Source organism: Chryseobacterium sp. VD8, assembly GCF_037149975.1.
GTDB lineage: Bacteria > Bacteroidota > Bacteroidia > Flavobacteriales > Weeksellaceae > Chryseobacterium > Chryseobacterium indicum.
On sequence record NZ_JBBCQL010000065.1, the window covers coordinates 1 to 20,398 of the forward strand.

Consider the following 20,398-nt stretch of genomic DNA (forward strand, 5'->3'; position numbering starts at 1 on the left):
TGGGTCTTCTCATTGAAAATTCCGAAGAAGGAATTTATGATGGAATGAAAAAAGCCTTAACCCAGACTGAATTTTTCGAACAATACTCCGAAAAACTTAAGAACTATGAAATGCCTTTCAATCTGGAAAATTCTGTAAGCAAAATTGTTTCTATTCTGGATGAATTGTAACTGATTAAAATTTAAACCTGTAGAATTATTACATTTGTGGTATGGCAGAAAACTATTCCATTCTTCAGAAAGATTTTTACCGGGAAAGCGGAAAATGGCTTTCTCCATTTCAGATCTGGACAAAATGCATCAATCCGAACCTTCATTTTATTTATGTTTTAAGAAAGTCTCAGCAATATCTAAAAACACCGTTGCTGAATATTTTCTGGAAATTGGCTTTAAGGCATTATCAGATTAAGTACGGCTTCCAGATCTATGCCGAAACAGAAATCGGAGAAGGATTCTATCTGGGACACTGGGGAAGTCTTGTCATTAATCCCAATTCTAAAATCGGAAAAAACTGCAATATTGCACAAGGCGTAACCATCGGACAGCAGAATCGCGGAAAAAATCAGGGATTTCCCGTCATCGGAGATGAAGTATGGATCGGAACCAATGCCGTTATTGTAGGAGGAATCTCCATCGGAAACAACGTTCTTATTGCACCAAACTCTTATGTAAATTTTGATGTCCCTTCAAATTCTGTCGTGATGGGCAATCCGGGAAAAATATATGAGTCTGAAAACGCGACAGAAGGTTACATTAACAATAAGGTCTAAAAATTAAAATATTTTATATTATTCCATCAAATTGTTTGTAATTTTATCCGGATTTTCCAAATTAATATAAGAAAACAAGATATATTGATACTTTATATGATTTTAAACAGATCTGAATATTAAACTTTGTTAAAAATAGTCTGTATTTAGCCAAAAATTATATTTTTGTACCATTATCGATTTAGTCTATTAATTTTGAAAATAATTTAAACTAAATAAATAATTAACCCTTTAAAGAGCTCCTCATGTCACAGTCGTATAAAGCTATTTTTGAAAATAACAGAAAATGGGTAGAGTCTAAAGTTGCGGAAAATCCTGAATTTTTCCATGATCTTGCCAAAACCCAGCATCCTGATTATCTTTACATCGGATGTTCAGACAGCCGCGCGACTGCAGAAGAACTGATGGGAGCCAAACCGGGGGAAGTTTTTGTTCACAGAAACATTGCCAATGTGGTGAATACTTTAGACATGAGTTCTACAGCGGTTATTCAGTATGCCGTGGAACATCTCAAAGTAAAAGACATCATTGTTTGCGGACATTACAACTGCGGGGGTGTAAAAGCAGCGATGACTTCTCAGGACTTAGGATTGCTCAATCCGTGGTTAAGAACTATCCGTGATGTGTACAGATTACATCAGGCTGAATTGGATTCTATCACAGACGAAGACAAACGCTATGACAGACTTGTTGAACTGAATGTGCAGGAACAGTGCATTAACGTTATCAAAATGGCGTGTGTACAGGAAAGATATATTTTAGAAGAATATCCCGTAGTTCACGGCTGGGTTTTCGACCTTCGAACCGGAAAGATCATCGATCTGGAAATTGACTTTGAAAAAATATTAAAGGACATTCAGAAAATTTATAACCTTACAAGTTCAGACTGGGTGATGAGCAGAAAGACCAAATAATTTTTATATAAAGAATGTAAAATGAAACTCTGGAGTATTATTACATTATTGTTTTTTCTCAACTTTACGGCTCTACCGGGTATTGCCGCAGTTTTTGGTTGGGATCTTACAAGAACCAATGTAATAATCAATGAAGAAGAGCCGCATTCCCATTTCTCAGCTTTTACTGTTTACGAAAAAACACTTCCTAAAACTTTGGATGTATTTGATTATCTGAAGTTTTATGAACCTTCACTGGAAGACAGATCGTTTGTACTCATAGACGATTCTTTTCATCTGTCTCCATTGCTTACCATATTTTCTCCGCCTCCGGAAGCATAATTTTTACCGTTAGATTTTTTTGATAGCTATTCTTTGTCATGACATTGATATTGAATAAACACGTGCATTAAAAATTACATTTTCCAACTTTATAATGGGTCTGTTTACAAAAAAAACAGATCACTATTCACAGCATTTTTACATGAAAAAAACATCATTAATCGGAGGAATTAAGGAGAATTTCCCTTCAGGACTCGTGGTATTTTTAGTAGCGCTTCCTTTATGTTTAGGAATCGCATTGGCATCGGGAGCACCGCCTCTATCCGGAATTATTGCCGGAATTGTCGGAGGACTGGTTGTAGGTTCCATCAGTAATTCGAATATATCTGTTTCCGGTCCTGCAGCGGGATTAACGGCTATTGTTTTAACCGCTATTACAGATTTGGGCGCATTTGAGCTTTTTCTCTGTGCCGGAATCATCGCAGGAGTACTGCAGTTGATTTTAGGATTTATAAGAGCCGGAAGTATTTCCAATTACTTTCCTAATAACGTGATTGAAGGAATGCTTGCCGCAATCGGGATCATCATTATTCTAAAACAGATTCCTCACGCTTTGGGATTTGATAAGGATTATGAAGGACATGAATCTATATTCGATAATGGCCTCAATTTCGGATATTTTACAGAATTATTCGGAGCGGTTCAGCCGGGCGCCATTATCATTACTTTAATTTCGGTAGCAATCCTGATTATCTGGGACAAAATTCCGGCTCTTAAAAGGATCAAAATGCTTCCGGGAGCTTTGGTTGCCGTTGTAACAGGAATTATTCTGAATCAGGTCTTTAAAATGACGGGAAGTTCACTGGAAATACAGACTCAGCATTTGGTCTCTTTGCCCGTTCCGCAGTCTTTTGATGATTTTAAAAATCTTGTGACTATGCCGGATTTTAACGGATTTACCAATCCCAAAGTATGGATTGCAGGAGCAACGATTGCCATTGTAGCTTCTATTGAAACACTGCTTTGTATTGAAGCTTCCGACAGGCTGGATCTACAGAGAAGAATTACCGATACCAATCTGGAACTAAAAGCTCAGGGAATCGGAAATTTAATCAGTTCATTCATTGGAGGGCTTCCTATGACTTCTGTAGTAGTGAGAAGTTCTGCTAATGCCAATTCGGGGGCGACTTCAAAAGCATCAACCATTATTCACGGAGTACTGTTGCTGATCTGCGTTTTATCGATTCCTGTGGTATTGAATTTAATTCCACTGGCAACTTTGGCAGCAGTGTTAATTATGGTAGGTTACAAACTGGCAAAACCCGCAACATTTAAACATTTCTGGCATTTAGGGAAATTCCAGTTTATTCCTTTTATTGCAACTGTGGTAGCTGTTGTCGCAACCGACTTATTGAAAGGCGTTGGAATAGGTCTTGCTATTTCAGTATTTTATATTCTTCAGGGAAATATGAAAAGAGCTTATTATTTAAGCCGTGAAAAACTGGATGATGCTGATGAAATAAAAATGAAGCTTGCGGAAGAAGTTTCTTTCCTGAATAAAGCGGCTATCAAAAAAACATTGAAAAACATTCAACCAAATTCTAAAGTAATTATTGATGCAAGGGAAACATCCTATATTGCCACTGATGTTCTGGAAATGATTCAGGATTTTGCCAATATCCGCGCAAAGGAAGAAGACATTACCGTGGAACTGCTAGGATTTAAAACATCATACAGGGATTACGAAAGAGACGAAGAGTCTCACATTTTAATTACACATAAAAGAGCGATGTAAGCTCGAAAACAATAAATTTTATACCTTTAAAAAATTCAATTTAATAAAAATTATATGAAAGCACATACATACGAAACGCAGTCGACTATTACTCCTGAAAAAGCATTAAACTTTTTAAAGGAAGGAAACCAGAGATTTGTAAATAACTTAAAGGCTAACAGAGATCTTTTGGAGCAGGTGAACGCAACCCGGGAAGGACAATGGCCATTTGCAGTGGTGTTAAGCTGTATCGACAGCCGTACTTCTGCAGAGCTTATCTTCGATCAGGGATTAGGAGATATTTTCAGCATCAGAATTGCGGGAAATTTTGTTAATCAGGACATTTTAGGATCTATGGAATTCGGTTGTAATGTTGCAGGTTCTAAGCTTGTCGTGGTATTGGGACACACGAAATGCGGCGCTTTAAAAGGAGGTCTTGATGCGGCAAAAATCGAAGGATTGGGAATGGATAATCTTAACCACCTGATCAATCATTTCAACCCGATTATCAACGATATTATCGAGGAAGGAGAAGAGCGTTCTTCTGCTAATGCAGATCTTCTGGAAAGACTGAACCAGCATAACGTAATTAATGCGATTGATGATATCCGTAAGCAGAGTTCCACCCTTAGAAAACTTGAGGAAGAAGGAAAAATTAAGATCGTAGGAGCTAATTACGATGTGGAAACCGGGGTTGTAACCTGGTTAGCATAAGAAATGTTATAGTTAGATAAACTGATTGGAAATTCTTGTAAAGTACAATCGCAAAGACCATCGAATCCGGTGGTCTTTTGTTTTCTATTCAAAAAGATAATTTTTAAAAATATTCAAAGAAAATAGTCTGTAAAATCTTACTTTTGATTTTTAATTTCCTCTTCATGAAAATACTGTTGAATATATTTGGGATAACATTCTTTTTGTTCCTTAATACGGCTTTAAATGCTCAAAAAACGGTTTCCGATACTTTAGCTTACGCAAAAAAGTTTGAAACCAATAAACAAAAATATATTGGAAAGCCTTTTTCTTTATTGCTGAAAGACATGACACAGCTTCAGTTTAAAAAAGCAAAATCCGACATTAAAGAAGATCAGGAAAATACTCTTCCGAGTACGATTTTCAGGTTTTCGGATAAAGAAGTAAATTCCCCGAATGAAGTCAGCTTTATTATCAAATGGAAAACCGACAATCTTCCTGTAACACCAATAGAATTTTTCGAACAGGAACACAGTTACCGCTTTACAATTAATGAAAGAAATTTCTTTGAAAAGAAAATTATAAAAGATATTGTCGTTTACAAATAGTAAAAACCTCCGGAAATGGAGGTTTTGTTTTATCGTATAGAGAAATTTATTTTCCGTTAAAAGCAGACATTGTATTATTGATTCCTGCAAATACAAATGACAGACAGGCTTTAGAAAATTTCTCAATTCTTTCCTGAAGCTTTTCGTTTTCTTCTTCATTCCACGTTCCCAAAACATAATCTACCTGTCTTCCTTCCGAAAAATCTGCCGAAATGCCGAAACGCAGACGCGCATAATTCTGGGTCTGTAGTACTTCGTTGATGTTTTTCAGTCCGTTGTGTCCTGCATCCGAACCTTTACCTTTCATTCTTAAAGTCCCGAAAGGCAAAGCCAGATCGTCTGTCACAATGAGGACATTTTCCAAAGGAATATTTTCTTTCTGCATCCAGTAGCGGACTGCATTTCCGGAAAGATTCATATAAGTATCTGGTTTTAAAACCAAAACTCTTCTTCCTTTGTACTTTCCGTCTGCCATCCATCCGAAATTGGTGGTATTGAAAGAAACCTCCATGGTTTCCGCTAGTTTGTCTGCAACTTTAAATCCTATATTGTGACGTGTATTTTCGTATTCCGCACCTTTATTTCCAAGGCCGACTATTAAATATTTCATGAAGAAATTTTTTGCAAAATTAAGGGATTTCAAATAAAAAAACCCAACCTTCATGAAGATTGAGTTTTTATTATTTTTAAAAACAAATTTTTACAATGGCTTGTAGATGTAATTTACACCATATCCTTTTTGCATATAGGTTTGTGCATCGTAATTGTAATTTGTTGAGAATACTTTCGGAGTAGGAACCGGCGTCATTAAATCCGTAACAGAATATCTCTGTGGGCTGTTTGGTGACAAAATCCAGCTTCTTACATCATTAGCATCTGTTGAGAGTAATCTTGAAATTTTGTAAGCTGCAGGAATTAAAGTAAACGGATTGATTTTAGTATCGTAGTTTGTAAACTCATACCCCAACTTTGTGGTTGCCGCTCCCATCGTTCCTGTAGAACCCATTGGACCGTAGTTTCTTGTTACTTTAGAAACGTTATCCCCTGTATATTCATACTTAGTTTTTGAATAAGAAGTGTATACAAACGGAGTTCCTGAAGCTTCAGGTCCGTTTCTCATAATGATAGAATCCAGCTTAGCCGTTGCAGCTGCATATTTTAAAGTGTAAAGAGACTTTGTCTTTTTGTACAGAGTCTGTGGTCCCGGTGCTGTAGGAGTATATGGAGATGTAGTACTTCTCTTGAAGAAAGATCTGTTTTCTGAGATGGTTTCTATTCTTCCTGTACTTCCATAAGTAAACTGCTGTGTAAAGGTTACACTGTCTTTATCTAATTTTCCGTTTCCGTTAAGGTCTAAAAATCCTTTGAAATCGATTCGGCTTACTTTATCTCCGCTCCAAGCTATGTCCGCAGTAGAATTCATACTGTCCGTAACTACTTTAGACAATTGCAGACCGTTATAATAATAAGTCGCTAAAGTGTCTGAGTCTGTGATTTCTCTGTATAAAGCTCTCGGACCGTTCAGTCCTGTATTGTTATTAATATCCACCAGAGGATTTCCGTCTTCATCCAATAAATCTTTACAAGAATGAATTGTAGAAATACCTACCAATAGTAAAACAAAATAAAAAAGTCGTTTCATTCCAATAGGGGATTATTTATTTTTCCACAAATATAATTTTTTTTTGAATAAAAATCATGTTTTTATTCATATTATCACAAAACTATTAAAAGATAATTATAACTTATAACGGTTTATAGATATATTTAATTGTCTGGCTCTGATCTGAAACCGGATAATTCTGTGAATCATACAGATATCCTTTAGGATAGGAAATGGCAGCTCCTGCAGGATTTTGTATGGTAACTTTCCCTACATTATTGGAAGACAGCAGATAAGAGTTCATCTGCGTCATGGTGGAAGACACCATTAAATATTCTTTTGGCAGGGTGGTATATGGATTTATTTTAGCATCATAATTCTCATACAGATAAGAAGTTGTAGAGGCTGTTGAGGCAGTAGGAGTTCCGCCGCTCATCAGCATGGTAGTGTAATCTGCTTTTACGATATTGTTTGTCGAAAAAGTAAATTTAAGCTCTGTATAATGGGTATAGGATGTACTTCCTGCCATTTTTTTCTTCTCAACAATTCTGTAAAGTGCTCCATTAGCATCATAATATACTGTAAAATCGCTGTGATTAGCAAGTCCCATAATAGTCTGATCCATTGTAAATGCCGACAATTTTCCGCTTGTATACGTAAGTGCGTAGGTATTATCTGTAACGTGCGGAGTTACATTATCCTGAATTTTTATCTGAGAAATTGTAGTTCCCGAATACGTTACTGTAGAAGTAAGCGTATTGCTGGACGCAGCATCTCTTACGAAAACCTGAGAGAGCGCTCCTCCGTTAGTAACATACTCTTCCAGATCTTTTGTTCCGTTGTTTACTTTAGATAAAATTCGGGGACCTGTAATAGTGCTGCCGGAAGTAGTATTTTTATTCTGGTTGGGCGGATCTTCCGTTGTATTATCACAAGAAACCACAAAAACAAGGGCAATTGCGGCAAAAGTTGAAAGGATGTAATTTTTGGTCATATTATTAATTTTTAATGCCGTCAAATATAATTTATTTTCTCCTATCAAAGCCTTAAAATCATCAAAAAAATATGACTTAAAATAAAAAAAATCTAAAAACTTTCGCTTTTAGATTTTAATTTATGAATAATAAACAGTTTTTAATAAGGCTGTAAAACAGATGTTGTTAAAACTGACTGAGACATATCTGAATTCAGAAAGTTTGTATTTACGGCTGTACCTATTCCCAGAGTTCCGCTGTTTAAGTTTCTTTTTGTACAGGCAACCTTTACCGCATAATTGTTTTTTGGAGTAACGTTGGTAAGAGTTGCATTCATATTATAAATTTTATAAGAACCATCTGTCCCGATTAAAACATCGGTTCTTACTGCTTTTAAAAGATCATCAACAAAAATTCCGCAGGCGAATCCCGAAGAAGAATTCGAATTATTGGTTTTCTGCGCTGTCGTCTGAAAAGTAAAAACTACTTTATTGGTTGGATTGGTTACCGAATAAGTGTCCTGAGTTCCCGTAAGTACCACCCAGTTAGAATTAATTGCTGAATTTTCCGTGTACGGAGAAGTAGAACCATTAGCGCCGCTAAAAGTAGCTCCTGTCTGATCTGAAACTGTATTCATGGAAAATAAAGCCATACTCCCCTGTCCATCTGCAATTTTTATGCTCTTCCAGTCATTTACGCCAAGCTCAGAATTATTATGGAAAATACTTCCTGCTGTTCCGGCGGAACCTTTAATTGTGTTTGTACCTCCCATTCTCAACTCCCTGTTAACATTGAGGTCACCATTTATATCAAGCGTACCTACAGGAGTTGTGGTCTTTATACCGACTTGAGCATAATATCCTATTGAGAATGCAGAAAATATTACTAAAGCTATTTTTTTCATGATTTAGTTTAAAATTGAATTAAATACTTGTGGTATTTCATAAACATCTACCTTAAGCGAAGACTGGGTAATAAAGCTGTCGATATTGGAAGCGACATTAATTCCAATACCTAAATTTGCCGAAGTGTTATAAGATTTTAATCTGGAGCACGCCACACTTACCGTATGCTGTCCTTTTGAAAGATTTTGTACCATCCCGATCTGGTTATGCGTAATAAATGTATTGGTAGCGCTACTTGCCTTCAGATTTCTCTGTCTGAGATTAACCAGTTTATCGTCTACAAAAATTCCGCACGCATAATCTATGGAAATATCCGGAGAAGTATTTGCCGGAAAATCTGCCTGCACTACCGTTTCAAACTGAAAATACGTCTTGCTTTCTGTACTATATACAAGAAATGGCTGCGATAAAGACGTTATTTTCTTAAACTGATTCAGACTGCTGTAATTTGTATCCTTCACAAGAGTGGTAGATCTGCTGGCACCATTGGTAGATTCTTCCGTACTGGAAAACATAACCCCTGTCTTATCTGAAAATGAATTATTAAAAATCAAATAAAATTTATTAGGTTCGTATTCCGGAATACGAAGTGATTTCCAGATAGGAGGATTTCCTGCTCCCTGAGAAACAAGTATCTGATCGTTATTTCCCTGAGAAATGCTGTTATCTGTAGGATTAAAAACAGACAATTTATCTCTGAAATTAACATCACCGTTTACATCAAGTGTAGATTTGGGAGTGGGAGTTTTAATACCAATTTGTGCAGAAGAAAGAATTCCTGCAGAAATACAGAAAGTTAAAAATATTTTTTTCATTGGTGGGTTTAGTTACTTTTATAGGTTACATATTCAATAATATCCACTTTGAGATCAGACTCAAGAGTGAATGCATTGGAAATTGTATTGGTATTGGATATATTCCTTCCGATCGTGAACTGGGAATCTATATTGGAAGATTCAATCTTTCTGCACGCAACCTCAATTTTCTGAGTACCTACGGGAACGTTCTGCTCCGTATAGTTCAGTGTAAAAATATAATCCTGGAAACCTCCTTTCTCAGTATTGTTGTTGGAAGTAACTTTATCAGGACGTACTGCAACCAGCTTATTGTTTCGGAATATACCACAGGCAAAAGTAACACTTTGGGAAGTCGTAGCAACAGGCGCTTTCAGTTCGACTCCTGTCTGGAACTGATAGGTAAGCCTGTTTCTTCCGTTTTTAATGGTAAAATTATTTTCCAGACCCGCAATTTTCACCCAGATACCGTTGGTAACATCAGCAATGTCGTTTCCTACAGAATTCTTATAAATTCCGTCTGCAGCGACTCCGTTAGATAACGTACTGATACCCACCTGATCGGAAGATAAATACGAGTTAATGAGCTTATACTGACCTTCTTCCATAAAGGAAACATTGATCGATCTCCAGCTTGGTGTAAGACCTTCGCCCTGAGAAACAAGGACCTGTCCGTTCAAACCGGGATTACCCAGCGTTGTTGTAGTACCTCCAACTCTCAATTCTTTTCTTAAGGTGGTTTTCCCGTTTACATCGAGAACAGAATTGGGAGTACTGGTACCAATTCCCACCTGAGCGTAAGCCTGAACAGAAAATAATAATCCGGCTACACAGCTATTTATAGTCTTTTTCATAATAAGGGACTGCAAAGATAAATAAAAAAACACACAAAAAGTAGAGTAGAAATACGTAAAACGATAGAAATTAACTAATTACAGCATAGCTGAAAACAGACCGAAATTAGAATTATTACTACTAACAACTGTTAGGACGAAAGCGAAAATTCAAAAATTCTCACTTTAATGTCTCTGAACGAGGAATTAGATTTGAAATCACGTTAAGATAAACAGCACATAAACAAAACTGTATTTTATTCATATACAATAATTTATAAAATACACACAGATTCATATAAGCTCGACAATTTATCCATAAATAGTGACAAATTATAGTATTTAAACGTTTTAAAACCTAAAATAAATTCGATTTTCTGATCCAAATTTTTCGATAATGGTTCAGAACAAAAACACGATAAAAATCATGTTTCTGAGAAGATTTTTATTTCAATTTGTCTCAATATTAAGAATTATTAATATTAGTGATGTAAAAATCTGTATTACAGATACCTTTCCGGAATATTAAAATAAAATGCCGCATCGCAAATAACAACACGGCAGTAGATAAAACAGTATTCTGCTCAATTAAGCTTCACTCTTCAGAATTGTTTTCAAAAGATCATTCACCTCATCCACATTCCCTACTCTGTCTTTCCTCATCATCAGCTGATTTCCTTCCTTTCCTGTCTTCTCTTTCAACTGTGCTTCCTTCGGATTTTTTGTTAAATAATTAATGATAGTCCTGAATTTATTCGTCTGGTAGAATTTATCCTGAGGATTTCCCGGAAAATATCCTAAAAACACACCGTTTTTCATAACAATCTTTTCAAAACCAATGTCTGAAGCGAGCCATTTTAAACTTACACTTTTCAATAGATTTACCGCTTCTTTCGGAAGTTCTCCAAAACGGTCAATGAGTTCAGATTCAAATTTCGCCAGATTGGCTTCATTATCTATTTCCGCAAGTTTCTGATAAAGCAGTAATCTTTCTTCCGTATTTGAAATATACCAGTCCGGAAGCATCAGTTCAAGATCCGTATCAATATTAACGTCTTTTGTGGTTTTAAATAATTTATTCCTTTCTTCTTCGTTTTCGAAAAGATTTTCAAATTCCTGATCGTCTTTCAGCTCTTCTAAAGCTTCCTGCATCAGCTTCTGGTAAGTTTCAAACCCCATTTCGTTGATAAATCCGCTCTGTTCCGCTCCCAGTAAATCTCCGGCTCCACGAATTTCAAGATCCTTCATCGCAATCTGGAATCCGCTTCCGAGATCCGAAAACTGTTCAATAGCTTCCAGACGTTTTCTGGCATCGGAAGTCATCATATCATAAGGCGGCGTAATAAGATAACAGAACGCTTTTCTGTTGCTTCGCCCGACACGACCTCTCATCTGGTGAAGATCTGCCATCCCGAAACGCTGCGCATCATTAATAAATATGGTATTCGCATTCGGAACATCTACTCCACTTTCCACAATGGTTGTAGAAACCAGTACATCATATTTTCCTTCCATGAAATCCAGAACGTTTTTCTCCAGTTGTTTTCCTTCCATTTGCCCGTGTCCTGTAATCACTCTTGCATCAGGAACCAGTCTCTGGATCAGCCCTGCAATATCTTTCAGGTTTTCAATCCTGTTGTTGATGAAATAAACCTGTCCGTCACGCTGAAGCTCATAGGAAACTGCATCTCTAAGAATTTCTTCATTAAAGCCAATTAATTGCGTTTCCACTGGCTGTCTGTTTGGCGGAGGGGTTTTAATTACGGATAAATCTCTCGCTGCCATCAAAGAAAACTGTAATGTTCTCGGAATTGGTGTTGCCGTTAATGTTAAAGTATCAACATCTGCTTTTAAAGTTTTCAGCTTATCTTTTACAGAAACTCCGAATTTATGTTCTTCATCAATAATCAGCAATCCCAAATCTTTAAACTTTACAGAGCTGCTTGCCAACTGATGTGTTCCTATAATAATGTCTATTTTTCCTTCTTTTAAAGCCGCAAGAGTTTCAGATTTCTGTTTTGCCGTTCTGAAACGGTTTACATACGCTACATTCACCGGAAAATCTTTCAATCGTTCCTTAAAACTTCTGTAATGCTGAAACGCCAGAATTGTGGTAGGAACCAAAACAGCAACCTGCTTTCCGTCTGTCGCCGCTTTGAATGCGGCACGAATCGCAACTTCCGTTTTACCGAAACCTACGTCTCCACAAACCAGACGATCCATCACCGTATCCGCTTCCATATCTTTCTTCACATCAATAGTGGCTTTTTCCTGATCCGGAGTATCTTCGTAAAGGAAACTTGCTTCCAGCTCATTCTGAAGATAAGAATCCGGAGTGTAGGCAAAACCTTTCGCAGATTTTCGTTGAGCGTATAATTTTATTAAATCAAAAGCCAGTTGTTTTACCCTTGCTTTTGTTTTCTGTTTTAAAGATTTCCATGTTGGCGATCCGAGTTTACTCAATACAATTTCTCTTCCTTCCGGACCGTTGTATTTTGAAATTTTATGAAGAGAATGAATGCTTACATATAATAAGTCTCCGTTTTTATACGTGAGTTTAAAACATTCCTGAATTTTCCCGTCATTATTCACCTTTACCAATCCCATGAACTTTCCAATTCCGTGATCGATATGGGCAATATAATCTCCTATTTTCAAAGACATTAAATCCTTCAATGTCAACTGCTCAGATTTGGCAAAGGTATTTTTCGCCTTGTATCTTTGGTAACGGTCGAAAATCTGGTGATCGGTGTAGACCAGAATTTTATGATCATTATCCACAAAACCTTCATGAAGTTCAGATTTAAAACTTTTAAAAGGAAGCTTGTGTTCCAGCTCTTCAAAAATCAATTCCAGTCTTTCTCTCTGCTTTTCTGTGGAAAAAGAAATCCATGTATCGAAGCCTTCATTCTGTTTGCCTTCAATATCATCAATCAGCAGTTCGAAATTTTTATTGAAAGCAGGTTGTGAAGTCTGGTCTATCTTCATTTCCGATAATTCAATCAGTCCTTCAATAGAAACACTTCCGAAATCAACCGTTTTAAATTTTTTATAATCAAACAAAAATTCCTGATCGGAAATAAACAATTCCTGCGGCGATCTGTGTGCAATGTCCTTGCTTAAGGTTTCATATTTTTCCAGAGATTTTTCGTAGAACGTTTTCAATCTCTGCATTCCCACAATTCCGTTTTTAGAAATTACAAAACTCTCTTTGGGCAGCAATTGTAATAAAGAAACCCGGCTTCCCGTTACCGTAAAATTCATATTGGAAACCAGCTGAAAATCCTTCACTTTGTCAACCGAAAGCTGAGTTTCGATATCAAAAGTTTTAATACTTTCCACTTCATTTCCGAAAAATGTGATCCGGTATGGTTTTTCATTGGAGAACGAAAAAACATCCACAATTCCTCCTCTTACGGAAAATTCTCCCGGCTCTGAAACAAAATCTGCCTGCTGGAAATGATAATGATTCAGCAATTCATCCACAAAATCAAAATCCAGCTGATCGCCAACTTTTATATGATGCGAAATCGCTTTAAAATCTTCCTTTTTTAAAACCTTTTCAGACAAAGCTCCCGCATACGCAACGATAACGCGCGGAGATTTTCCGGATGTGATCTTATTGATAACTTCTGTTCTCAGAACAAGATTGGCGTTCTGCGTTTTTTCAACCTGATACGGTTCCAGATGAGTCGCCGGAAAATAGAGTACTTTATCTTTTCCCAGCAGATCTTCCATTTCTGTGTTCGCGTATAAAGCGTCTTCCTTATCATCCAGAATATAAAGAATGTTTTTCTTTTGGGCAAGAAACAACTCGGCTGCAAAAATTGAAACCGAAGAACCTGCGCTTCCTTTTACAGAAATATGTTGATTATTTTCCAGTTGAATAAAAATCTCTTTTCCGAATTCTTTCTGAAGAAGCTCTGGAAGAAATTTTTCGCTGATGGTTTTTAATTGCATAGATAATTTGGTATGAACGCAAAAAGCGATTTCGGGAGTTTTCCGAAACCGTTTTGGCTGTACAAAGATAAGGATAAATATTTTTCTTTTAAGAAGTTGGAAAGTTTTTAAACACTCCAAAATTCTTAATTTTTTACTAAAATTTTAAATTAAAAGTTAAAAAAAATTTACTCCTACCACATGGCACTTTGTTTGGATAAACCCTTATACAACCACTAAAGAAATATTATTATGAAAAAAGCAATCAGAATTTTAGGAGCATTCCTGTTACTATTCTTTGTAGTCACGACCGTTTCATGCAGCGACGATGATGATCCTGCCAACAATGACTTTTTTGCAGGAACCTACAAAGGAAGTGTCGGTTATAGCGACAGCGACAACAACATCAGTTCCAATGACGGAAGTGTATTTGTAACAAAAATTGCGAGCGGTACAAAATATAACTTTGCCTTCTCGAACGGTATTCCGGATCTTAACGGAGTAGAATTTAACAAACAGGGTGATAACACGCTGGTTATGGTAGGATCTACTGCAACATCGTACATCAGGATTGATAATAACGATCTGAAAATTTTATACATAAAAGATGGAAAAACCTGGACAGCGAACTGCACCCGATAAACCAACTTTTCATACATATGTTAGAACCTGCTTTTTCTTCGGAGAAAGCAGGTTTTTTATTTTAGTGGAAGTAAATTGGGATTATTGAAATCAAACTCAATATATTTATCTTTATTTTTTGATGGTAAGTTCTGTTCATTGTTCAGGCTTGATGATTGAATCTCCAACATTTATATTTGATCCCAACTTTCAGAAATCATTATACTGTCTTTTTCATAAACAACATAATGAATTCCGTGGTTATCATAGTTAACAAACTTCTTTGCAACAACAGATTTTATCTCTTTTTTCTCTATTTCTTCTTCATACGTTTCATCTTTGTACAGAGATTTATAGATAATCATTTGTCCAATAATGATAATCACAATCAAAGTATTTCGTGTCTGTTCGTTCATCATATCAAATGTAGCATTTAATCTTTTTTTAAGCTGTAATAAACTTTAGTTAAGTTTAAAAAAATAGATTTTTCAGTTGGAATTTTCTCTACCTTTGATTCAACAAAACAAACAAATTCTCTATGAAAAAATTTTTAACTGCAATGTCTATCGTTTTAGGACTTGGACTTGCTTCCGCTCAACAGACGGCTCCGGCTGCAACAAAAGCTCAAACGGTAAAAACAGTAAAGCCAGCTAAACCTGCCCCGGCAGCTACTGTAAAACCTGCAACAGCGCCAACCGCAGCAAAAATGAAAAAAGACGGAACTCCGGATAAAAGATACAAGGAAAACAAAAAACTGAAAAAGGACGGTACTCCTGATAAAAGGTACAAAGAAAACAAGTAAACTCAACATTATTAGTTGTTATTTTCATAATCAAATTTCGAAGAACCGATGCACACTCATTCATCGGTTTTTTTTGTGTCTTATTTTCTGAAAATGACCGCCAGTTGTTCAGTTATTTATAAATTTGAACCATGGTAAACTTCCTAAAGAAATATGCAGCTTTGATCTGGGCGAAAAACCACGTCCGGAAAGCAGAAGAGTTCAAAAAAAATGCGGAAAACGATCAGGAAAAACTTCTCTTGTCCTTAACGGAAACGGCAAAAAAAACGCTTTTCGGAAGAGAACATGATTTTGAAAACATCAAAACGGTAAAAGATTTTCAGGAACGTGTTCCAGTTTCGGATTATGAAGATCTTAAACCCTATATTGAAAGGGTAAAAAAGGGGCAGGCGAATATTCTCTGGACCGATACTCCGGAATATTTTGCCAAAACTTCAGGAACGACTTCCGGCTCAAAATATATCCCGATTTCTAAAGAAGGAATGCCTTTTCAGGTAAAAGGAGCGCAAAGTGCGCTGTTTCATTATATTGCCAAAAAAAACAATGCCGATTTTGTACAGGGAAAAATGATCTTTTTACAGGGAAGTCCTGAACTGGAAGAAGTGTACGGAATAAAAACCGGAAGACTTTCGGGAATCGTAGCCCATCATATTCCCGATTATTTACAGAAAAGCAGACTTCCGAGCTGGGAAACCAACATCATAGAAGACTGGGAAACGAAGGTGGATAAAATTGTAGAGGAAACGGAAAAAGAAAATATGACGCTGATTTCCGGAATTCCGCCCTGGCTGATTATGTATTTTGAAAAGCTGACTGAAAAACATGGCAAAAAGATAAAGCAGATTTTCCCGAATCTTCAGCTGATTGTGACAGGCGGTGTTAATTACGAACCTTACCGCGATAAAATGGAAGAACTTTTAGGCGGAAAAGTAGATATTGTACAGACTTTTCCTGCTTCCGAAGGTTTTTTTGCATTTCAGGATGATTACACGAAGGAAGGCTTACTGCTATTAACGAATCATGGGATTTTCTATGAATTCATTCCTCTGGAAGAATACGGGCGCGTCGACTCGGCTCAGCATACCACAAAAAGACTGACGTTAAAAGATGTTGAACTGAATAAGGATTACGCATTAATTTTAACAACCAATTCGGGACTTTGGGCGTATTCCATCGGAGATGTCGTGAGATTTATCGATAAAAATCCGTACAGAATTCTCGTGAGCGGAAGAACGAAACATTTCACCTCGGCTTTTGGAGAACACGTTATTGCTTTTGAAGTGGAAGAAGCTATGAAAGCCACGCTGGAAAAATATCCTGCACAGATTACAGAGTTTCATCTTGCGCCACAGGTAAATCCCACTGAAGGGCTTCCCTATCATGAGTGGTTTATTGAATTTGAAAAAGAACCTGAAAATTTAAATTTGTTCAAGAACGAGCTTGATGACCAGCTCAGAAAACGCAATACGTATTATGATGATTTAATTTCAGGAAATATTCTGCAGAAACTTCACATCACTTCTCTGAAGAAAAATACTTTCCACGAATATGCCAAATCTCAGGGAAAACTGGGCGGACAAAACAAAACGCCAAGACTTGCGAATGACAGAAAAATCGCCGATTTATTAGAAATTTATAAACTTTAGGCACATTTTTTTGATTCCGGAAACGTATATTCGAAAAAAATTATAAATTTGGAAAACTAAAAAATAATAATGAAAGCATCTGTACTTTTAAAATCATCTTTATTAACGTCGTTATTTGTAATTTCATCTTGTGCAACCACAAAATATAGTATGGATACTGCTAAAAATGATTATTCTAATCTGGAGGCAGGAAAAGTATATACTGTAATGATGAGAGATGGTTCCAAAAATCAAAAAATGTTATTCCGTAACGTGGAAGGAGATAATCTTATCGGAACAAAAGGAAAGAAAGACAGTACAGTAGTAACTATTCCTAAAGCTAATGTTGCAGCCGTGAGAGACAGCAGAAAAGCAAGAATTACAACAGGAGCTTCCATTATCGGAGCAGCCGGAGTTGCCGCTTTGGTGTTCAGTGCTTCAAGAGCGGACTAAAATAGATTTTATCTTTTAAGTCTCATTTAATTTTTCATTTAAAAAAATGACCATAACAATAGCCTCAAGTTAATATTTGAGGCTATTTTTGTCGGATGATTTCATTTACCCCGCTTCAGACATTGAAAAATGTTGAATTCAGAAACCTTCTTACAGGCAGATTTTTTATTGTTTTAGCTTTCAGAATGCTCGCTACTTTACTCGGATGGTGGGTGTATCAGTTAACAAAAGATCCTTTTTCAATCGGTTTAATTGGGCTCTCGGAAGTAATTCCTGCCGTAAGCTGCGCTTTGTATGCCGGTCATGTTATTGATATGAATGAAAAAAAACGGCTGCTTCTGATCTGCAATTATGTATACATTTTTTTAATCAGTCTTTTGCTGATCCCTGCTTTTTTCAATGTTAAAATGCATTTTTCGGGACATGAAATCACATACTTCATTTATGGGGTTATTTTTTTCACAGGAATTGCGAGAGCCTTTATCGGACCGATTATTCCTGTAATGATTCCTAAAATCGTAAAAAAAGAAAATCTCCCAAATGCAGTTACTTTAAATCAGGCAATATTTCTGATCTCTTCGCTTTGCGGCCACGCTGTCAGCGGTTTTCTCATCGGCTATTTCGGTGTGAAATGGACGCTTGTTGTTATTATTTCTCTGATCTTTCTGGCTTCTTTATTCTTTTTTCAGTTAAAAAAACAACATTCCGAATACAAAAAAGAGAATATTAACGTTATGGATAGTATGCGGGAGGGAATTTCTTACATTTTTAAAACCAAAGAAATTCTCGGAGCGCTGTGTCTGGATATGTTCGCCGTCCTTTTTGGGGGAGCCGTTGCCATGATTCCGGTGTATGCAACAGATATTCTGAAGGTAGGAGCGGAAGGATTCGGGTTACTGAATGCCGCATCTGATATTGGATCAATGTGCATCATCACCATTTTATCGGTTATTCCGTTAAGAAAAAATCAGGGTAAGATTTTACTTGGTGTGGTTACAGGTTTTGGGCTTTGTATTATCGGCTTCGGGCTTTCAAATCTGTATTGGCTTTCATTCCTTTTCCTTGTAATGAGCGGAATGCTGGATGGGATTTCGGTAGTGATAAGAGGAACTATTGTTCAGCTGAAAACGCCGGACAATATCAGAGGAAGGGTTCTGAGTGTGAATTCTATCTTCATTATGTCCAGTAACGAAATGGGACAGTTTGAGAGCGGATTATCTGCAAAATTACTGGGTGTTGTACGTTCTGTAGTGTTCGGAGGAACCATGACAGTTTTGGTTGCACTGATCGTAGGAACAACAAATCCAAAATTGAGAAAAATGCAATATTAGAGTAATATAAGCGTTTTTATTAAATAAATCTTAAAAACTTCAAATTAAAGTTAATAATTTTTTATATTTGTCTACAAAATATTTTCTATTATGGTAAAAAAATTATCTATTCTCCTTTCTATGGTGGTGGCTGCCTACGGCTTTGCTCAAACCTCCGCTGAGAAAGGACTGGAGACTCAGATTGCAAAATTAGAGTCTGCTAAAAAAACTGAAGACTTTCAGCAGTCCAAAGAGTATTTCATGAAATATGTGAACACACTTTCCAGAGGTACTGAAACAAAAAAAGAAGACTGGAGAGCATATTATTACACTGCATTATCATTAGTAAGAGCAGAAATCAATGCTCAGAGACAAGGTAATGTACAAAATATTGAAGAAACTTCAGGGCTGGCAGAAAAATATCTTGCCGGAGTATTTCTGAAAAATCCGAATAATGCTGAAGCCAACATTCTTTTGTCTCAAATTTATCTACTTAAATCATCAGACAATTCCGCGGACAGTGTTGCCAATTTAGCAAAAGCGAATGAATATCTTGCTAAAGCAGAATCTGAAGACAAAAACAATCCAAGGATTGATGTAATAAAAGGTGAGATTGCGTTTACTTCCAACAAAGAATTGGCAAAAACTTATTTCAATTCTGCTGCGGCTAAATTTAAAACGTATAGTAAAAAATCTAATCTCGACCCGAACTGGGGGAAAGAAGACATCAGTTACTATCTTTCTATTCTTAAATAATCTGTCATAATCAAGATAAATTCGACTATTATGAAAAAAATCTACCTTATATTACTGTTAATCTTTTCTCAATTCTTCTTTGCCCAGTCCGATTGTGCCACTGCAATAAGAGTATGCGGAAACTCAGATATTTCTTATTTCCCTACAGGTTCGGGAAGCGTGGACGACCAGGTAAATGCCAACGGAAGCTGTTTAAGTGGGAACGAACACTATTCCGTGTGGTATGAATTCACTGTTGCAACAGCAGGAACATTAACTTTTACTATTACTCCGCAGGCGCCTTATACCGCAGATTATGATTTTGCTGTGTACGGACCTAATAAAACATGTGCTACAAAAGGTGCTCCGATCCGTTGTAATTACGCGGGTGCGCAGCCTTTTCCAAACCAGACCGGATTACAGGTTGGCCTTACGGCTAATTCAGGAGCGTGGAGTCCTGCGATGAATGTTCTTCCGGGAGAAACTTACTATCTTATTGTTGATAACTGGTCCGGAGCAAATGCGGCAATGGCTTTTTCATTAACATGGGGAGGTACCGCTACATTAACTTCGCCATTCAACGATCCGGCAATTCAGCCCAATCCGTTTAATCCTATAGGAATCCCGGGAGCTACTGCTTCAGATCCTAGAATCATCGAGGTATGTGATATTTCAGCACCTGACAACTTCCAGACTAATAGTGCTAATATTGTTAACGGTAACCCTAACTTTTATGTAAAATACTACAAAACGTCTAACGATGCTTTAGCGGATACCAACGCAAT

At 36.6% G+C, this 20,398-nt stretch carries 20 protein-coding genes and 1 pseudogene; 13 read left to right on the forward strand and 8 right to left on the reverse strand.

All coding sequences use genetic code 11. From position 1 onward, the window contains the following. Nucleotides 1-211 precede the first annotated feature (211 nt). The 6 genes from WFK35_RS09470 (at nt 212) to WFK35_RS09495 (ending at nt 5,019) form a co-directional block, all read left to right on the forward strand. Nucleotides 212-769 (forward strand): serine acetyltransferase, encoded by a 558-nt coding sequence (locus WFK35_RS09470; protein WP_336732471.1) that lies wholly within the window; start codon nt 212-214, stop codon nt 767-769. 245 nt (nt 770-1,014) lie between these two features. Continuing rightward, nucleotides 1,015-1,683 (forward strand): carbonic anhydrase, encoded by a 669-nt coding sequence (locus WFK35_RS09475; protein ID WP_214588255.1) that lies wholly within the window; start codon nt 1,015-1,017, stop codon nt 1,681-1,683. Nucleotides 1,684-1,704: 21 nt separating this feature from the next. Next, a complete protein-coding gene (locus WFK35_RS09480) occupies nt 1,705-2,004 on the forward strand; it encodes a hypothetical protein (protein ID WP_214588254.1) in 300 nt (99 codons plus the stop codon). A gap of 142 nt (nt 2,005-2,146) precedes the next feature. Then, nucleotides 2,147-3,739, forward strand: coding sequence for a SulP family inorganic anion transporter (locus WFK35_RS09485; protein WP_336732472.1), 1,593 nt, complete (start codon nt 2,147-2,149; stop codon nt 3,737-3,739). 54 nt (nt 3,740-3,793) lie between these two features. Next, nucleotides 3,794-4,432 carry a carbonic anhydrase family protein gene (locus WFK35_RS09490; RefSeq protein WP_214588252.1) on the forward strand — a complete coding sequence of 213 codons (639 nt, stop codon included), beginning with the start codon at nt 3,794-3,796 and terminating at the stop codon, nt 4,430-4,432. A 164-nt stretch (nt 4,433-4,596) separates the two neighbouring features. Beyond that, complete coding sequence (locus WFK35_RS09495; RefSeq protein ID WP_336732473.1) at nt 4,597-5,019, forward strand: hypothetical protein; 423 nt, start codon at nt 4,597-4,599, stop codon at nt 5,017-5,019. A 46-nt stretch (nt 5,020-5,065) separates the two neighbouring features. Here WFK35_RS09495 and pth read toward each other — a convergent pair whose 3' ends face one another. From pth to mfd, 7 genes are all read right to left on the reverse strand, one after another. Beyond that, nucleotides 5,066-5,629 carry an aminoacyl-tRNA hydrolase gene (gene pth / locus WFK35_RS09500; protein ID WP_214588250.1) on the reverse strand — a complete coding sequence of 188 codons (564 nt, stop codon included), beginning with the start codon at nt 5,627-5,629 and terminating at the stop codon, nt 5,066-5,068. 90 nt (nt 5,630-5,719) lie between these two features. Further along, complete coding sequence (locus tag WFK35_RS09505; protein WP_235132580.1) at nt 5,720-6,661, reverse strand: hypothetical protein; 942 nt, start codon at nt 6,659-6,661, stop codon at nt 5,720-5,722. A 103-nt stretch (nt 6,662-6,764) separates the two neighbouring features. Further along, nucleotides 6,765-7,616, reverse strand: coding sequence for a hypothetical protein (locus WFK35_RS09510; protein ID WP_214588248.1), 852 nt, complete (start codon nt 7,614-7,616; stop codon nt 6,765-6,767). Between the two features lie 140 nt (nt 7,617-7,756). Continuing rightward, nucleotides 7,757-8,500, reverse strand: a complete 744-nt coding sequence (locus tag WFK35_RS09515; protein ID WP_235132578.1) for a hypothetical protein — start codon at nt 8,498-8,500, stop codon at nt 7,757-7,759. A gap of 3 nt (nt 8,501-8,503) precedes the next feature. Beyond that, nucleotides 8,504-9,316 (reverse strand): hypothetical protein, encoded by an 813-nt coding sequence (locus WFK35_RS09520; RefSeq protein WP_336732474.1) that lies wholly within the window; start codon nt 9,314-9,316, stop codon nt 8,504-8,506. A gap of 8 nt (nt 9,317-9,324) precedes the next feature. Then, nucleotides 9,325-10,149, reverse strand: a complete 825-nt coding sequence (locus tag WFK35_RS09525; protein WP_336732475.1) for a hypothetical protein — start codon at nt 10,147-10,149, stop codon at nt 9,325-9,327. A gap of 567 nt (nt 10,150-10,716) precedes the next feature. After that, nucleotides 10,717-14,088: a transcription-repair coupling factor gene (gene mfd, locus WFK35_RS09530; RefSeq protein WP_336732476.1), complete on the reverse strand. Its 3,372-nt coding sequence runs from the start codon at nt 14,086-14,088 to the stop codon at nt 10,717-10,719. A 231-nt stretch (nt 14,089-14,319) separates the two neighbouring features. Between mfd and WFK35_RS09535 the strand changes: the two genes are divergently transcribed. Continuing rightward, a complete protein-coding gene (locus WFK35_RS09535) occupies nt 14,320-14,709 on the forward strand; it encodes a hypothetical protein (RefSeq protein WP_214588243.1) in 390 nt (129 codons plus the stop codon). Nucleotides 14,710-14,879: 170 nt separating this feature from the next. On the opposite strand, the gene WFK35_RS09540 is transcribed toward WFK35_RS09535, so the two are convergent. Beyond that, entirely contained in the window at nt 14,880-15,107 is a 228-nt protein-coding gene (locus WFK35_RS09540) for a hypothetical protein (RefSeq protein ID WP_336732477.1), read from the reverse strand. Nucleotides 15,108-15,226: 119 nt separating this feature from the next. Between WFK35_RS09540 and WFK35_RS09545 the strand changes: the two genes are divergently transcribed. The 6 genes and pseudogenes from WFK35_RS09545 to WFK35_RS09570 all read left to right on the forward strand — a co-directional run. Further along, nucleotides 15,227-15,490: a hypothetical protein gene (locus tag WFK35_RS09545; protein WP_214588241.1), complete on the forward strand. Its 264-nt coding sequence runs from the start codon at nt 15,227-15,229 to the stop codon at nt 15,488-15,490. Between the two features lie 131 nt (nt 15,491-15,621). Continuing rightward, the gene (locus WFK35_RS09550) at nt 15,622-17,136 is read left to right on the forward strand and encodes a GH3 auxin-responsive promoter family protein (protein ID WP_336732478.1); all 1,515 of its coding nucleotides are present in this window, start codon (nt 15,622-15,624) and stop codon (nt 17,134-17,136) included. A 69-nt stretch (nt 17,137-17,205) separates the two neighbouring features. Then, nucleotides 17,206-17,568: a hypothetical protein gene (locus WFK35_RS09555; RefSeq protein WP_336689192.1), complete on the forward strand. Its 363-nt coding sequence runs from the start codon at nt 17,206-17,208 to the stop codon at nt 17,566-17,568. Nucleotides 17,569-17,663: 95 nt separating this feature from the next. After that, nucleotides 17,664-18,899, forward strand: coding sequence for an MFS transporter (locus tag WFK35_RS09560; protein ID WP_336732479.1), 1,236 nt, complete (start codon nt 17,664-17,666; stop codon nt 18,897-18,899). A gap of 90 nt (nt 18,900-18,989) precedes the next feature. Then, nucleotides 18,990-19,634 (forward strand): hypothetical protein, encoded by a 645-nt coding sequence (locus tag WFK35_RS09565; protein WP_214588238.1) that lies wholly within the window; start codon nt 18,990-18,992, stop codon nt 19,632-19,634. A 30-nt stretch (nt 19,635-19,664) separates the two neighbouring features. Next, nucleotides 19,665-20,398 (forward strand): annotated as a pseudogene (locus WFK35_RS09570) (gliding motility-associated C-terminal domain-containing protein); the annotation flags it as partial.

Excerpts from the sequence above, each read along its gene's own strand:
- WFK35_RS09505 (WP_235132580.1), bottom strand. The coding sequence starts at position 6,661 with ATGAAACGACTTTTTTATTTTGTTTTACTATTGGTAGGTATTTCTACA.
- WFK35_RS09480 (WP_214588254.1), top strand. The coding sequence starts at position 1,705 with ATGAAACTCTGGAGTATTATTACATTATTGTTTTTTCTCAACTTTACG.
- WFK35_RS09515 (WP_235132578.1), bottom strand. The coding sequence starts at position 8,500 with ATGAAAAAAATAGCTTTAGTAATATTTTCTGCATTCTCAATAGGATAT.
- WFK35_RS09545 (WP_214588241.1), top strand. The coding sequence starts at position 15,227 with ATGAAAAAATTTTTAACTGCAATGTCTATCGTTTTAGGACTTGGACTT.
- WFK35_RS09510 (WP_214588248.1), bottom strand. The coding sequence starts at position 7,616 with ATGACCAAAAATTACATCCTTTCAACTTTTGCCGCAATTGCCCTTGTT.
- WFK35_RS09550 (WP_336732478.1), top strand. The coding sequence starts at position 15,622 with ATGGTAAACTTCCTAAAGAAATATGCAGCTTTGATCTGGGCGAAAAAC.
- mfd (WP_336732476.1), bottom strand. The coding sequence starts at position 14,088 with ATGCAATTAAAAACCATCAGCGAAAAATTTCTTCCAGAGCTTCTTCAG.
- WFK35_RS09475 (WP_214588255.1), top strand. The coding sequence starts at position 1,015 with ATGTCACAGTCGTATAAAGCTATTTTTGAAAATAACAGAAAATGGGTA.
- WFK35_RS09560 (WP_336732479.1), top strand. The coding sequence starts at position 17,664 with ATGATTTCATTTACCCCGCTTCAGACATTGAAAAATGTTGAATTCAGA.
- WFK35_RS09485 (WP_336732472.1), top strand. The coding sequence starts at position 2,147 with ATGAAAAAAACATCATTAATCGGAGGAATTAAGGAGAATTTCCCTTCA.
- WFK35_RS09470 (WP_336732471.1), top strand. The coding sequence starts at position 212 with ATGGCAGAAAACTATTCCATTCTTCAGAAAGATTTTTACCGGGAAAGC.
- WFK35_RS09535 (WP_214588243.1), top strand. The coding sequence starts at position 14,320 with ATGAAAAAAGCAATCAGAATTTTAGGAGCATTCCTGTTACTATTCTTT.
- WFK35_RS09495 (WP_336732473.1), top strand. The coding sequence starts at position 4,597 with ATGAAAATACTGTTGAATATATTTGGGATAACATTCTTTTTGTTCCTT.
- WFK35_RS09525 (WP_336732475.1), bottom strand. The coding sequence starts at position 10,149 with ATGAAAAAGACTATAAATAGCTGTGTAGCCGGATTATTATTTTCTGTT.
- WFK35_RS09520 (WP_336732474.1), bottom strand. The coding sequence starts at position 9,316 with ATGAAAAAAATATTTTTAACTTTCTGTATTTCTGCAGGAATTCTTTCT.
- WFK35_RS09555 (WP_336689192.1), top strand. The coding sequence starts at position 17,206 with ATGAAAGCATCTGTACTTTTAAAATCATCTTTATTAACGTCGTTATTT.
- WFK35_RS09490 (WP_214588252.1), top strand. The coding sequence starts at position 3,794 with ATGAAAGCACATACATACGAAACGCAGTCGACTATTACTCCTGAAAAA.
- pth (WP_214588250.1), bottom strand. The coding sequence starts at position 5,629 with ATGAAATATTTAATAGTCGGCCTTGGAAATAAAGGTGCGGAATACGAA.
- WFK35_RS09540 (WP_336732477.1), bottom strand. The coding sequence starts at position 15,107 with ATGATGAACGAACAGACACGAAATACTTTGATTGTGATTATCATTATT.
- WFK35_RS09565 (WP_214588238.1), top strand. The coding sequence starts at position 18,990 with ATGGTAAAAAAATTATCTATTCTCCTTTCTATGGTGGTGGCTGCCTAC.